This is a genomic window from Acinetobacter sp. BZX-2 (assembly GCF_055179795.1).
On the sequence record NZ_CM143686.1, the window covers coordinates 951,931 to 966,547 of the forward strand.

12 protein-coding genes are annotated in these 14,617 nt (G+C 40.4%); 11 read left to right on the forward strand and 1 reads right to left on the reverse strand.

The annotated features are described in order from the left end of the window. Position 1: 1 nt before the first annotated feature. The 10 genes from nuoG (at position 2) to ACY45D_RS04475 (ending at position 12,702) form a co-directional block, all read left to right on the forward strand. Positions 2-2,686 (forward strand): NADH-quinone oxidoreductase subunit NuoG, encoded by a 2,685-nt coding sequence (nuoG, locus tag ACY45D_RS04430; protein WP_463108615.1) that lies wholly within the window; start codon positions 2-4, stop codon positions 2,684-2,686. Positions 2,687-2,688: 2 nt separating this feature from the next. Next, complete coding sequence (gene nuoH / locus ACY45D_RS04435; protein WP_120383909.1) at positions 2,689-3,702, forward strand: NADH-quinone oxidoreductase subunit NuoH; 1,014 nt, start codon at positions 2,689-2,691, stop codon at positions 3,700-3,702. An 18-nt stretch (positions 3,703-3,720) separates the two neighbouring features. After that, the gene (gene nuoI, locus ACY45D_RS04440) at positions 3,721-4,263 is read left to right on the forward strand and encodes an NADH-quinone oxidoreductase subunit NuoI (RefSeq protein ID WP_120383910.1); all 543 of its coding nucleotides are present in this window, start codon (positions 3,721-3,723) and stop codon (positions 4,261-4,263) included. Further along, complete coding sequence (nuoJ, locus tag ACY45D_RS04445; RefSeq protein WP_463109424.1) at positions 4,263-4,781, forward strand: NADH-quinone oxidoreductase subunit J; 519 nt, start codon at positions 4,263-4,265, stop codon at positions 4,779-4,781. Before nuoI ends, nuoJ begins: the two co-directional genes overlap by 1 nt. Then, the gene (gene nuoK / locus ACY45D_RS04450; protein WP_004827952.1) at positions 4,781-5,089 is read left to right on the forward strand and encodes an NADH-quinone oxidoreductase subunit NuoK; all 309 of its coding nucleotides are present in this window, start codon (positions 4,781-4,783) and stop codon (positions 5,087-5,089) included. Before nuoJ ends, nuoK begins: the two co-directional genes overlap by 1 nt. Beyond that, a complete protein-coding gene (gene nuoL / locus ACY45D_RS04455) occupies positions 5,086-6,978 on the forward strand; it encodes an NADH-quinone oxidoreductase subunit L (protein ID WP_463108616.1) in 1,893 nt (630 codons plus the stop codon). The genes nuoK and nuoL overlap by 4 nt, the downstream gene beginning before the upstream one ends. Positions 6,979-6,985: 7 nt before the next feature. Continuing rightward, entirely contained in the window at positions 6,986-8,590 is a 1,605-nt protein-coding gene (gene nuoM / locus ACY45D_RS04460; protein WP_463109425.1) for an NADH-quinone oxidoreductase subunit M, read from the forward strand. Between the two features lie 2 nt (positions 8,591-8,592). Beyond that, positions 8,593-10,089, forward strand: coding sequence for an NADH-quinone oxidoreductase subunit NuoN (gene nuoN / locus ACY45D_RS04465; RefSeq protein ID WP_463108617.1), 1,497 nt, complete (start codon positions 8,593-8,595; stop codon positions 10,087-10,089). A gap of 121 nt (positions 10,090-10,210) precedes the next feature. Further along, positions 10,211-10,846, forward strand: a complete 636-nt coding sequence (gene upp, locus ACY45D_RS04470; RefSeq protein ID WP_463108618.1) for a uracil phosphoribosyltransferase — start codon at positions 10,211-10,213, stop codon at positions 10,844-10,846. Positions 10,847-10,908: 62 nt separating this feature from the next. Continuing rightward, the gene (locus ACY45D_RS04475; protein WP_463108619.1) at positions 10,909-12,702 is read left to right on the forward strand and encodes a hypothetical protein; all 1,794 of its coding nucleotides are present in this window, start codon (positions 10,909-10,911) and stop codon (positions 12,700-12,702) included. 94 nt (positions 12,703-12,796) lie between these two features. Here ACY45D_RS04475 and gigC read toward each other — a convergent pair whose 3' ends face one another. Then, a complete protein-coding gene (gene gigC / locus ACY45D_RS04480) occupies positions 12,797-13,675 on the reverse strand; it encodes a LysR family transcriptional regulator GigC (protein ID WP_463108620.1) in 879 nt (292 codons plus the stop codon). An 83-nt stretch (positions 13,676-13,758) separates the two neighbouring features. Here gigC and ACY45D_RS04485 point away from each other — a divergent pair, with 83 nt between their 5' ends. Beyond that, positions 13,759-14,520: a ferredoxin--NADP reductase gene (locus ACY45D_RS04485; protein WP_463108621.1), complete on the forward strand. Its 762-nt coding sequence runs from the start codon at positions 13,759-13,761 to the stop codon at positions 14,518-14,520. Positions 14,521-14,617 lie beyond the last annotated feature (97 nt).

Below are 14,617 nucleotides of genomic sequence, written 5' to 3' on the forward strand. Positions count from 1 at the left end.
TATGGCTACAATTCATGTCGATGGAAAATCGTACGAAGTCAACGGCTCGGAAAACTTGCTACAAGCATGTTTGAGTCTTGGCATCGACATCCCATATTTTTGTTGGCATCCATCCTTAGGTTCTGTCGGTTCTTGCCGTCAATGTGCTGTTACTCAATACGCGAATCCTGAGGATACGCGTGGTCGTTTAGTAATGTCATGTATGACGCCAGCATCTGACAACACCTATATCTCTATTGAAGATAAAGAAGCAAAAGATTTCCGTGAATCTATCGTGGAATTCTTAATGACGAACCACCCGCATGACTGTCCAGTTTGTGAGGAAGGTGGTCATTGTCATTTGCAAGATATGACCGTGATGACGGGTCATGATCGTCGTCGCTATCGTTTTACTAAGCGTACGCATCATAACCAAGAATTAGGCTCATTCATTGCGCATGAAATGAACCGTTGTATCGCATGTTATCGTTGTGTTCGTTATTACAATGATTATGCAGGTGGTACAGACTTTGGTGTGTATGCAAGTGCTTCACGTGTTTACTTTGGTCGCCCAGAGTCAGGTACTTTAGAGTCAGAGTTCTCTGGTAACTTGACTGAAGTTTGCCCAACAGGTGTATTTACTGATAAAACACATTCTGCACGTTATAACCGTAAATGGGACATGCAGTATGCGCCAAGCGTATGCCAAGGCTGTTCTTCTGGTTGTAATATTTCACCGGGTGAACGTTATGGCGAATTACGTCGTATAGAAAACCGTTTCAATGGTGACGTTAACCAATACTTCCTTTGTGATAAAGGTCGTTTTGGTGCAGGTTATGTGAATCTTGAAGATCGCCCACGTCAACCACAATTCCGCAGTGGTACTGAAGTTACTACAGTTTCTGTAGATACGGCTTTAGATACTGTGATTGAAAATATTCAAGGCAAAAAAGTTTTGGGTATTGGTTCGCCACGCGCATCGCTTGAGTCAAACTACGCACTACGTGAGTTGGTTGGACAAGCGCATTATTCAACAGGTATGTCTCAAAAAGAGCAAAGCTTAGTTGAATTAGCAGCGTCTATCATGCAAACCGAAGGGATTTACAATCCGGGTATGCGTGAAATTGAAAGCTATGATGCTGTGTTAATTCTCGGTGAAGATTTAACGCAAACTGCGCCACGTATGGCATTGTCTGTTCGCCAAGCTGCGAAAAACAAAGCCAAAGAAATGGCAGCAGAACGTCGTACTCAAGATTGGTTGGCTGAGCCTTTACAACGTATTGCTCAAGATGCGAAATCTCCAATTTATATCTTGGCTGCAACGCAAACACGTCTTGCCGATGTTGCTACAGGTGAAGTCGTTGCTTCTCCAAATGATATTGCACGTTTAGGCTTTGCAGTGGCTGCGGCAGTGAAAGGTGAAACGATTCTTGGTTTAGATGATGATGCTAAAGCATTTGCACAAACCATTGCAGATACCTTAAAAGCTGCGAAAAAACCATTGATCATTTCTGGTACAAGCTTGCAAGATGCTGCGATCATGGAAGCAGCGACACAAGTGGCACAGAATCTTGGTGGAAATGCAGGTTTAACATTGACCGTTCCAGAAGTGAACTCAATGGGCTTAGCATTGTTTGGTGGTTTGAGCTTAGAGCAAGCTTTTGCACAAGATTACGATTCAATCGTGATTGTGGAAAATGACTTATTCCGTCATTTACCAGCAGCACAAGTTCAAGCAGCATTTGACAAAGCGCAAAGCGTTATTGTTCTAGATCATTCTGAAACAGACACTGTAAAAGCTGCTGACATTGTATTGTCTGCTGCAAGTTTTGTTGAAGGTGATGGAACAGTGGTTAGCCAAGAAGGCCGTGCTCAGCGTTTCTATCAAGTTTATGATCCAAGTTACTACAAACCTGAGCTTGCGATTAAAGAATCTTGGCGTTGGTTACATGCCATTGAAACTGGTGTGAAAGGTAAAGCAATTTCTTGGACGCTACTGGATGATGTTATCGAGTCAGTGGTTAAGAATGTTCCTGCACTTGAAGCAATTCAAGATGTTGCACCTAATGCTGGTTATCGTGTACATGGCTTGAAAGTTGCGCGCGAACCACGTCGTTACTCTGGTCGTACAGCAATCCGTGCATTATTAAATGTACATGAGCCAAAACAACCTGTAGATAAAGACTCAGCATTAACATTCTCAATGGAAGGTTATGTTGGCCCTCAAAATGCGTCTTCATTGGTACCATTTGCATGGGCACCGGGTTGGAACTCTCCGCAATCTTGGAACAAATACCAAGATGAAGTGGGTGGGCATTTGAAAGGTGGTGATGCAGGTGTTCGTTTATTTGATCGTTTAGCAAAACGACCTGTACGTAGCTATGTTGCGCCTACAGCAATTGTTGCAAATCCAGACAGCTTCCGTTTAGTGCCAATGCACCATATCTTCGCCTCAGGCGAGTTCACAGTGAAAACACCTGCAATGGAATCACGCATTCCTGCCCCTGTTTTTGCAGTCGGTGAGCAAGATGCGAAGCGCTTAAATGTACAAGATGGACAGCAACTTACAATCAATGCTGGTGAGACAACAATTCGTCTTCCTGTACAAGTGATTGAATATTTACCTTCAGGTTATATTGGTTATCCAGTAGGTCAAGCACCTACGGTATCTCTTGCTGAACCTGTATCTGTGGCGGTGGGAGTGTAATCATGAATGAAACTTTACGCGCCCTACCAACATGGGCTCAGGACTGGCCAATCGCCTATGCAGTGATTCAAGCCATCGTGATCTTGTTGGTCGTGGTTTTGCTTGCAGCATTGATGTCATTTATTGAGCGTCGTTTGCTTGGTTTATGGCAAGACCGTTATGGTCCAAACCGTGTTGGTCCTGGCGGTATGTTCCAGATTGTTGCTGACATGCTTAAAATCATGTTCAAGGAAGACTGGACACCAAAATTTGTTGATAAACTCACGTTCCGTCTAGCACCAGCAGTTGCGATGGCAACTGCGGTACTGTCGTTCATGGTTATTCCTGTTTCACCTTATTTAGGTGTTGCAGATATGAGTATCGGCTTATTGTTCTTTATGGCAATGGCGGGTATCGCAGTGTATGCCGTGTTATTTGGTGGTTGGTCATCAAATAACAAATATGCGCTACTCGGTGGTCTACGTTCAGCAGCTCAAACCATTTCTTATGAAGTCTTTTTAGGGATTTCATTGATGGGTGTGGTTGCGATTGCAGGTTCATTCAACTTGCGTGACATCGTAGAAGCTCAACGTGATGTATGGTTTGTTATTCCTCAGTTTATTGGCTTCATGATTTTCGTGGTTGCTGGTGTTGCTGTAACGCACCGTCATCCATTTGACCAACCAGAAGCAGAACAAGAATTGGCTGAAGGTTACCACGTAGAATACGGTGGTATGAAATGGGGGATGTTCTTCGTTGCTGAATATGTCAACGTTATCCTGATTTCAGCACTTATCGTGACTTTATTCTTCGGTGGTTGGTTAGCGCCATTCAACTTAGATATTCCATTCATTCCAGATGCGTTCTGGTTCATTGCAAAAACAGCATTCTTTGTAATGATGTTTGTCTTGGCTCGTGGTTCTTTAATGCGTCCACGTTATGACCAAGTGATGAACTTTGGATGGAAGGTATGTTTACCACTGGCGTTGGTTAACCTTTTGGTGACTGGTGCTGTGATTCTGATGAATCAAGCCTAGGACAGCAGGGAGTACAAAATGTATAAAATTCTAGCTGGAGTCGGGTCAATTGTTCGTTCGTTGTGGATGGTGTTTAGCCATGTTACACGTAAACGTGACACGATTTTATATCCTGAAGTACCAGCCGAACAAATCGTACCTCCGCGCTACCGTGGTCGTATTGTGTTAACGCGTGATCCAGATGGTGAAGAGCGCTGTGTTGCGTGTAACCTATGTGCGGTTGCATGTCCAGTCGGTTGTATTTCGTTGCAAAAAGCGGAAAAAGAAGATGGACGTTGGTATCCAGAATTTTTCCGTATTAACTTTTCACGCTGCATTTTCTGCGGTATGTGTGAAGAGGCGTGTCCTACAACCGCAATTCAGTTAACACCAGATTTCGAACTTGGTGAATATGTACGTCAAGACCTTGTTTATGAGAAAGAAAACTTACTTATTTCAGGTCCTGGTAAATACCCAGATTACAACTTCTATCGTGTAACGGGTATGGCAGTTGACGGTAAAGAAAAAGGTCAAGCGCAACGTGAAAGCGCACCTGTTGATGTACGGAGCTTATTACCATGATGTGGCCATTTTATTTAATGGCTCTCGTGGCCATTGTTTCTACGGTTCGTGTTGTGACCAATGCGAACCCAGTACATGCACTGTTGAGTTTGATTGTGTCATTACTTGCAGTCGCAGGCATTTTCTTAACCATTGGTGCTCCATTTGCAGCAGCATTAGAAATTATTGTTTACGCAGGCGCGATCATGGTTTTGTTCGTGTTTGTGGTGATGATGCTCAATCTTGGTCAACATACAGTTGATCAAGAGCGTAAATGGTTAACTTCTGATGCATGGGCTTTTCCAGCACTCATGAGCTTTTTAATTGGCTTGTGTTTAGTATGGAGTTTAGGCTCGGATTACACAGCTTCGGGTGCAGTAATAGGTGCTCAAGTGGTGGGTCCAAAAGTAGTGGGTCAAGCGCTTTTTACACAATATTTATTATTGGTTGAAGTTGCTGCAATGTTATTGCTCGCAGCGCTTGTTGCAGCATTCCACTTAGGCAAACGTGAACCTAGTGCAGAAGGGGATAAAGAATAATGGGCAACATTCCTTTAGAACATGGTTTGATCGTTGCATCTATCCTTTTCGCACTGGGCTTTTACGGTGTGATGGTACGTCGCAACTTATTATTTATGTTAATGAGCCTTGAAATCATGATGAATGCGGCTGCGCTTGCATTTGTTGTGGCAGGGAGTGCATGGGCACAACCAGATGGGCAAATCATGTTTATTTTGATTTTAACGCTGGCTGCGGCAGAGGCGTGTATCGGTCTCGCGATCGTCCTTCAGTTCTATCATCGCTTCCATCACTTGGATGTAGATGCTGCTAGTGAGATGCGCGGATGAGTTATTTATATTTAACGATTTTATTCCCGCTCATTGGTTTTGTCCTTTTAGCGGCAGGGCGTAATAAACTTCCTGAAAATGTAGCAGCAATCATTGGTGCGGGTTCGGTTGGACTTTCTGCATTATTTGCATTAATTGCTGGTATGGATTTTGTGAATAATGGGTCTGTTGCTCAAACACAACACCTTTGGACTTGGTTCAATGTGGGTGGTTTTGCTCCAGGTATTAACTTACATTTAGACGGCTTGTCATTATTGATGATGGGCATGGTTACTGGTGTAGGTTTCCTTATTCATATCTTTGCAACATGGTATATGCGTGGCGAAGAAGACTTTGCGCGTTTCTTCTCTTATTTCAACCTGTTCGTTGCAAGTATGTTAGTGCTTGTATTGGGTGATAACTTAGCGTTGTTATTCTTAGGTTGGGAAGGCGTAGGTCTATGTTCTTACCTATTAATTGGTTATTACTACCAAAACCCTGCAAATGGTTTTGCTGCAATTAAAGCGTTTACAGTAACACGTGTGGGTGACGTATTCTTACTCATCGCATTGTTCTTGCTTTATCAACAATTTGGTACTTTGCACATCGGAACGATTGTTGCAAATGCATCTCAAGTTTTAGCACTTGACCATAATCTTGCACTTTGGACTTCGTTGATGTTGTTCTTGGGTGCTGCGGGTAAATCTGCACAAATTCCATTACAAACATGGTTGGCAGATGCGATGGCTGGTCCTACACCAGTATCAGCATTGATCCATGCTGCGACAATGGTAACGGCTGGTGTTTATCTGTGCTGCCGTATGTTCTCTGTGTTTGAAATGACACCTGAAGTGATGCAGTTCATTTCGATTACAGGTGCGGTAACATTATTGGTTGCTGGTTTTGCTGCATTGGTTCAAACCGACATCAAACGTATTCTTGCTTACTCTACAATGAGTCAGCTCGGTTATATGTTTATGGCTGTTGGTGCTGAAGCGTACCAAGCAGGTTTATTCCATATGCTTTCGCATGCATTCTTTAAGGCATTATTGTTCTTGTCTTCTGGTGCAGTGATTTTGGCTTACCATCACGAACAGAACATTTTCAAAATGGGTGGCTTGTTCTATAAGAATAAATTCCTATTTGCATGTTTTGCGATTGGTGGCGGTGCATTAGCAGCGATTCCATTTGTTACGATCGGTTTCTTCTCTAAAGATGCAATCTTGGGTGCTGTTTGGGTTCAAGGTCAATCTATAGCAATGTATGGTTGGTTGTATTGGGTGGGTGTAGCAGGTGCGTTCTTAACCTCGATTTATACATTCCGTTTAATTTGGGTTGTATTCTTTGGTAAAGAAAACACGCCGTATCATGAAATCAAAGGTGCGACTTACTGGGCTCCATTGGGTATTTTGGCTGTACTTTCAACAGGATTGGCTTATTTCTTAAAAGCGCCTGTAGAAAAAGCATTAACCGCTGCAAATATTCCAGTGTTTAATATTCCAACAGAAGAGTTAGTGCATGGTATGCATTCTGCTGAATATACAGCAGTAGGTATCGCATTGGCTGGTTTGGCTGTGGGTATTGTTCTATTCGCATTTGCATATAAAGCAGTAAAAGGCTTTGCCGAAACCTCTTTTGGTGCTGGTCTTGTTAATATTTGCCGCAATGCATTTGGTTTTGATTCGTTATATAACCTTGTATTTGTTCAACCTTATTTACTATGTGCGAAAATTTTTGGTCGTGATCCGATTGACGGACTATGGCTAGTTTTACCTGCAATTGTGAAAAGTGGTAATAAATTTACAAGTACCCGTCAGACAGGTTCATTACGTGAATATGCATCAAGTATGTCACTTGGTATAGTGGTGTTGTTGATGATCTTGATCGTGATTCAGGTAGTGGGGAAATAAGATGGAAATTACAAACAATTGGATCTTACCCGCACTGATTCTTGTACCTTTTATTGCAGGTTTCGTTTGCTGGTTAGTTGATAAACTTGATCAACATTTGCCGCGTTATATTGCCTTAGTCGGGATGCTCCTGACTTTGGTTCTGACCATTGTATTATGGAAACAAGGCGGATTTAGCTATGAGTTGGGTGCGAAAACCCCAACTTGGGCAGCAGAGTTCTATTTGCCTTGGATTAAAACACTCGGTATTAACATTCATCTTGCTGTTGATGGTCTTTCACTGTTGATGGTTGGCTTAACGGCATTGCTGGGTGTACTTGCAGTAGGCTGTTCATGGGGTGAAATCCAAAAGAACGTTGGTTTCTTCCACTTAAACCTTTTATGGTCTTTGGGTGGGGTTATTGGTGTTTTCCTTGCGATTGATTTGTTCTTGTTCTTCTTCTTCTGGGAGATGATGCTTGTTCCAATCTATTTCTTAATCGCACTTTGGGGACACAGTGGTGCAGATGGTAAATCACGTGTTTACGCTGCAACCAAATTCTTCCTCTATACTCAAGTTGCTGGTTTAATCATGCTAATCGGTATCCTAGGCTTAGTAGTCTATGGTTACATGATGACAGGTATGATTGGTTTCGATTACACCTACTTACTTGCAGTTGCGAATACACTTGATGCTCAAGCGCCACATGTTGCTTATGCATTAATGATCTGTTTCTTTATCGGTTTTGCGGTAAAACTTCCAGTTTTCCCTTTACATGGTTGGCTACCAGATGCGCATGCTCAAGCACCTACAGCAGGTTCTGTAGACTTGGCAGGTATTTTGATTAAAACGGCTGCTTACGGTTTACTCCGTTTTGTTATGCCGTTCTTCCCAGCAGCTTCTGCACAATTTGCAGATATTGCGATTATTTTAGGTTTGATTGGTATTTTCTACGGCGCTTGGTGTGCTTTCCAACAAACGGATATGAAACGCTTACTGGCGTACACATCAATTTCTCATATGGGCTTTGTTTTACTTGCGTTATACGCAGGTAACATTTTGACATTCCAAGGCCTAATGATCATGATGTTGGCGCATGGTTTGTCTTCTGCTGCATTGTTCATTATGTGTGGTCAAGTGTATGAGCGTTTACATACACGTGATCTACGTTTGATGGGTGGTATTCGTGGTCAATTCCAGTATTTACCATTCTTTTTAATGTTCTTTGTTTGTGCGCTTGTTGGTATTCCAGGTTTAGGTAACTTTATTGGTGAATTCATGATTCTTATGGGTTCATTTGCGAAGTTCCCAACATTTACCATTATTGCTGCAATCAGCTTGGTTTTTGCGGGTCTGTATGGTCTTATTTTGATCCATAAAGCTTTGTTTGGTACGCCAAATGAAGAACAGAAACAGCATTATGAAAGCCCTTTAAAAGATTTAAATACACGTGAAACTGTAATTTTATTAATCTGTGCTTTCGGCTTAGTTTGGTTAGGCATCTATCCTCAATCATTCTTGGATATTTCAAATTCAAGTATGGCATGGTTAGCAAATAGCTACATTCCAGTTCAAGAAGTTGTCGATGTTGCTCAACAAGTAGTTTCACAACAAAATGTGGAGATCCAATAGTCATGAACTTCACAATGTCATTTTCGGATCTCATGCCTTTGGCTCCTGTAATGATCGTAGCGTTAACTGCGATTGTTGTGATGATCTTAACTGCGATTAAACGTAATCATAATTTGATTGCGACAGCTTCGGTTGTAGGTTTAAACCTGGCAGCAATTGATATTTTATTCATGATGTTCGGCGGTGCTTATGCACCATCGAATGTGATGAATATGTTTATGGTTGATCCATTTACATTGCTTTATCAGTTAATCATTATTATTGCTGCATTGGCTTGCTGTACTTTATCTCATGCTTATATTGAAACGTATAAAGATAATCGCGAAGAGCTGTATATCTTGATGTTGATCTCTGTTGCAGGGGCAATGTTAATGGTGACAAGTTCACATTATGCATCTTTCTTTATTAGCTTAGAGTTAATGTCTATTCCTGTTTATGGTCTGTTGGCTTATACGCATCAGCGTGCGAAGTCTTTAGAAGCAGGTGTTAAATATTTAGTTCTCTCTGCAACAGCTTCTGCAATGTTGCTGATGGGGATGGCTTATTTATATGCTTATACAGGTTCTTTAGCATTCTACGAATCTTTCCAAGCATTATTCGAAGCGATTAAGCAGCCAATGGTTGTGTTAGGTTTAGGTCTGATTATTTTTGCAATTGGCTTTAAACTTTCACTTGCTCCATTCCATAAGTGGACACCAGATGTTTACCAAGGTGCGCCAGCGCCAATCGCAACTTTCCTTGCTACTGTTGCAAAAGTAGCGACGATTGGTTTAATGGTTCGTTTTGTACTGAGTTCTGGTGCGATTCTTGTTCCATCTATTGTGACCATCATTACAGTAATTGCAGTGCTTTCAATTGTCGTCGGTAACTTGCTTGCAGTACGTCAGGTGAACTTGAAGCGTATCTTAGGTTATTCATCGATTGCCCACTTCGGTTATTTACTGATTGCATTGGTGAGCATGACTTATGCAAGCTTAGGTAGTGTTAGTGTTTATGTTGTGACCTATACATTGACTACGATTGGTGCATTTGGTGCTGTTGCTTTAATGTCTAGCCCTTATAACAATATTGATGAAGCTGAGTCACTTGCGGATTACCGTGGTTTATTCTGGCGTCGTCCAGTATTGACAGCGACATTAACAGTGATGATGTTGTCATTGGCAGGTATTCCATTAACAGCTGGCTTCATTGGTAAGTTCATGGTGGTTATGGCTGCTGTGACTACACAACACTGGTTCTTGGCGGCAATGGTTGTCGTTGGTAGTGGTATTGGTTTGTATTACTACTTACGTGTTATGGTTGTGATGTATATGACACCACCTGAAAACCCACGTATTGACGCAGTTGATCATTGGGGACAAAAAGTGGGTGGGATCATGGTACTTGGTGCAGCTGCATTGGTATTGTTGATCGGTATTTACCCAGATCCAATTATTAATTTTGCATTGAAATCAGAAATTTTATCTCCGATACATTTTTTGATGTCTCAACAGCGATAATTTAAAAAAACGATCATTATTAACAAAAAAAGCCCTCATTCGTTGAGGGCTTTTCTTATCTGGAATATAAAAAACATTTATAATAGTAGAAATTTACTTTTATCTTTTTAGGTGTTCTCCCGTGTCTATTCAAGAAATTCGCCATCCGCTCATTCGTCATAAATTAGGTTTATTACGTCGTGCTGATATTAGTACTAAGAATTTCCGTGAGCTTGCCCAAGAAGTAACGATGCTGTTGACCTATGAGGCAACAAAAGATTTACCTGTGTGTGACCATGAAATTAGTGGATGGGCGGGTAATGTTACTGTAGATCGAATTGCGGGTAAAAAGATTACTGTCGTACCTATTTTACGTGCAGGTATTGGTATGTTAGATGGTTTTTTAAACCTCATTCCAAGCGCTAAAGTTTCAGTTTTAGGTTTAGAACGTGATGAAGAAACACTTGAAGCACGTACGTATTATAAAAAATTGGTTCCTGATGTTCAAAACCGTATTGCGATGATTATTGACCCGATGCTTGCAACAGGTTCTTCTCTAGTTGCTGCAATTGATGTACTTAAAGCAAGCGGTTGTAAAGACATTCGTGTGATGGTTTTGGTTGCTGCACCAGAGGGGATTAAGCGTGTTGAAGCCGCGCATCCTGATGTGACGATTTTTACTGCATCTGTAGATCAAGGTTTAAATGAACATGGTTATATTGTTCCCGGTCTTGGTGATGCAGGAGATAAAATTTTTGGTAGTGTGCAAAAAGATTAAAATTTAGTATGATCAGAGGAGGCTTAAAGCCTCCTTTTTTACGCTTTTAAAAGAGAACAAAAATGTTTCGTAAAGGCATTGTTACTTTTTTTGATGATCGCTTGGGGTTAGGCCACATAGAGCTAGTGGCGGATCATCGGCAAATTATTTTCAAATTAGAAAATTTTTCAAATACTTCGCTTTTGCCACAAATTGGTGAACGGGTTAAATGTATTGTTGTCGAAGAACATGGTGAATTTCTAGCTAAATTCATTGTTCGTTTAGATCATAAAAATTATGTCGCAGATAAAAAGAAACCTTTATCTTCACATTATGCATATGATGAAAATTCATTTGAGAATGTTCGTAATTCAAGGAAAATCTTGAAGAAAAGAAGAATTTCTGCGGATAATATTGCACATGAGAATGAACATTCTCCTGATAGTATTTTAAGCGATCATCAGAACCATATATCTGAAAAAGATGAAAATCAGTCTACTGAGCAGAGAAATGCATTTGCTACGCAGTCTACTAAAACAGTTCAATTCCAACAAGTTGCGATTCAACCGCAAATCATCAAAAGCAGCTCATATACTGAACCTTTCGTTGAGGCAATTAAGCCAATTCAGATTAAAGAAGCACAACCTGTCATTGATGAGGTTGCAGTTGTTGATACTCAGCAACCGATTGTAGACGAACAGATTTCAGAACCAATTGAAACAGTTCAAGCGTTAGAAACTACTGAATCGATCCAATCAATTCAAGTTAAAGAAGTACAACCTGTCGTTGATGAGGTTATAGTTATTGATACTCAGCAACCGATTGTAGATGAACAGATTTCTGAACCAATTGAAACAGTTCAAGTGCTAGAAACTACTGAATCGATTCAACAGATTCAAGTTGAAGAAGTACAACCTGTCGTTGATGAGGTTGTAGTTATTGATACTCAGCAACCGATTGTTGAAGAGCAGATTTTTGAATCAATTGAAACAGTTCAAATGCTAGAAACTACTGAATCGATTCAACAGATTCAAGTTAAAGAAGTGCAACCTGTCGTTGATGAGGTTGTAGTTGTTGATACTCAGCAACCGATTGTAGATGAACAGATTTTTGAACCAATTGAAACAGTTCAAGCGTTAGAAACTACTGAATCGACTCAACAGATTCAAGTTGAAGAAGTAAAACCTGTCGTTGATGACGTTGTAAATGTTGATACTCAGCAACCGATTGTAGAAGAGCAGATTTTTGAACCAATTGAAACAGTTCAAGCGTTAGAAACCACGGAAGCTGTTCAATCAATTCAAGCTGAAGAAGTACAACCTGTCGTTGATGACGTTGTAAATGTTGATACTCAGCAATCGATTGTAGAAGAACAGATTCTAGAACCCGTTCAAAAAGTAGAAATCGTTGAACCGCTGAAAAGCAATTTGAGCATTGAAAAAGCAACGGAAAGTATTCCTGTAGTCATTCAAGCTATTGAAACTGCGCCAGTTGCCGATGCTTTTCCTCCAGTTAAAGATAAAGCAGAACCAAATGCAAATACTGTAGATAGGCAGAAACAGTTGCTTGAACGGCAATTGCTTGAAAAAAACATGAACTTAACTGCTTCGCAAAAGTTCATACAAAAAATGAAGGTTAAATTTTTATATTCTAAACGGAAGCAAACTCAGGCTAAGCCAGAAGTTAAAAAGCAATTTAATTTTAACCCATGGATATTGGTCACAGGTGTGGTGTTATTGGGCGTTATTAATTTAGGTTTCTATGCACGTGATCAATACACAGAATATAAAACTGAGAGTTTGTTAAAACTACAACAGTATGAAAATGCACAGAAAGAAGAAATTAAACGGCAGAAGAAAGAAGCCACTGCACGATAAATTTCTGTTCTTTAGGCTGTTGGTCTGATTTGAAAAAAATAGATATTCATTTGAAATCAGAACATAAAAATAAAGCTCCAATAGGAGCTTTATTTTATTCTTCACAAAATTTCATAAAGGCTTTTAAGCCAGGCCCTTGATATTTTTGACGATGAACTAACATGAAAAGAGGGCGAGTAAGTTGCCAAAAAGGTGTATCGAGAATGACCAGTTGACCTTTATCAATCAACGGTTGAATGGCAAGTTTTGAAATACATGACATACCTAGACCACCTGCAACAATTTTCAAAATGGCCTCGTTATGTCCTAGAGTCAATCTGATCTTGGCATTGGGAAGATCTTTTAAAATAGCATTATCAAAAACTTCACGCGTCCCAGAACCTTCTTCACGTAAAATCCACTCAGTTTGATAAAAGTCTTCAGGTTTTAATGGCCGATTAAGATTGGCCAATGAATGGTTTGGAGAACAACATACGGCAAGCTCATCATCACGCCAATGAATACATTGTAATTGTGGTAAATAACATGAGCCTTCAATTAATGCTAAATCGAGTTGGAATTGATTAACAGCCTCAATCATTTGACGAGTATTACCCACTTGAAGTTGCAAGTGTGCTTGTGGTTGAATTTGTAGGAAATCTGCCATTAAATCAGGCATTAAATAATCACTAATCGTGAGGGTTGCACCAATTCTTAAGTCGATGCTTTGCAATTCACCTTTAGCTGCTTGTTCAAAAGCTTCACAGCGCCCCAAGATTTCGAGTGCCTGAGGCAGTAAAAAACGGCCTAAATCGTTTAACTGTAAGCGTTTTCCAAGACGATCAAACAGTGGTGCACCTAATCCATCTTCCAAGTCTGCCAAAGCCATACTTGCAGCACTTTGAGTCAACCGAACTGCATCACTCGCTTTGGTAACAGTACCTTCCTGAGCAACAGCTACGAAAACAGCCAATTGGCGTAAAGTCATTCGCATGTGTAGAGCCTTAACATTTTAAATATTCATAAATTATATAGTCATGCTACCATGAGCACTATCTTTCATGCCACGTAGAAATCATGTCAATTGAAAAATTTAGCGTAGAAAAAGTTTTGTCTGTTCGTCGCTGGACCAATACACTTTTCAGTTTTACCATGACCCGACCTGCACATTTTAAGTTTACAGCGGGGCAATTTGCACGAATCGGTTTGAAAGTGAATGATGATTTGGTTGTGCGAGCCTATTCTGTCGTTTCATCTCCATTTGATGAAACCTTAGAATTCTTTTCAATCGTTGTCCCAGATGGTGCTTTTACGTCAAATTTACAACATCTCCAAGTGGGAGATGAGTTGTATCTAGAAAAAATTCCTTATGGTTTCTTAACTTTAGCACGTTATCAGTTACCTTTACCAAAAGATTTATGGTTACTCGCAACAGGAACAGGCTTAGCGCCGTTTATTTCCATGCTACAAGATTTTGAGACATGGTCTAAATATCAGCAAATCAATTTAGTCTATAGTGTAAGAACTGCGTCTGAGTTGGCTTATGTCGATCGTATTCAGGAAATTGCTGAAACATTTGGTGAAGGACATACGGGTTTTAAATTTATTCCAATTATTACTCGTGATCCAAATGCAGTATTGCATGACCGCTTACCCATTTTGATTGAAAATGGTGAATTGGAAAAAGTGGCTGATTTAAGTTTTAATCATGAAACGACTCATGTCATGCTCTGCGGAAATCCACAAATGGTGGATGATACCAAAGCCGCTTTAAAAGCGCGTGGATTAAGCATGAACCGTCGTGGTGAAGGGAATATTGCTGTAGAAAATTATTGGTAAAACTTTGCTATATTTGATGATTAATTTTATTCATTCAGCGTAAGTCGGCTGCAAAACGACAGAATTGAATGGCTCTATTTACCGTTGTGCATTGTCC

Excerpts from the sequence above, each read along its gene's own strand:
- nuoG (WP_463108615.1), top strand. The coding sequence starts at position 2 with ATGGCTACAATTCATGTCGATGGAAAATCGTACGAAGTCAACGGCTCG.
- nuoH (WP_120383909.1), top strand. The coding sequence starts at position 2,689 with ATGAATGAAACTTTACGCGCCCTACCAACATGGGCTCAGGACTGGCCA.
- nuoI (WP_120383910.1), top strand. The coding sequence starts at position 3,721 with ATGTATAAAATTCTAGCTGGAGTCGGGTCAATTGTTCGTTCGTTGTGG.
- nuoJ (WP_463109424.1), top strand. The coding sequence starts at position 4,263 with ATGTGGCCATTTTATTTAATGGCTCTCGTGGCCATTGTTTCTACGGTT.
- nuoK (WP_004827952.1), top strand. The coding sequence starts at position 4,781 with ATGGGCAACATTCCTTTAGAACATGGTTTGATCGTTGCATCTATCCTT.
- nuoL (WP_463108616.1), top strand. The coding sequence starts at position 5,086 with ATGAGTTATTTATATTTAACGATTTTATTCCCGCTCATTGGTTTTGTC.
- nuoN (WP_463108617.1), top strand. The coding sequence starts at position 8,593 with ATGAACTTCACAATGTCATTTTCGGATCTCATGCCTTTGGCTCCTGTA.
- ACY45D_RS04475 (WP_463108619.1), top strand. The coding sequence starts at position 10,909 with ATGTTTCGTAAAGGCATTGTTACTTTTTTTGATGATCGCTTGGGGTTA.
- gigC (WP_463108620.1), bottom strand. The coding sequence starts at position 13,675 with ATGCGAATGACTTTACGCCAATTGGCTGTTTTCGTAGCTGTTGCTCAG.
- ACY45D_RS04485 (WP_463108621.1), top strand. The coding sequence starts at position 13,759 with ATGTCAATTGAAAAATTTAGCGTAGAAAAAGTTTTGTCTGTTCGTCGC.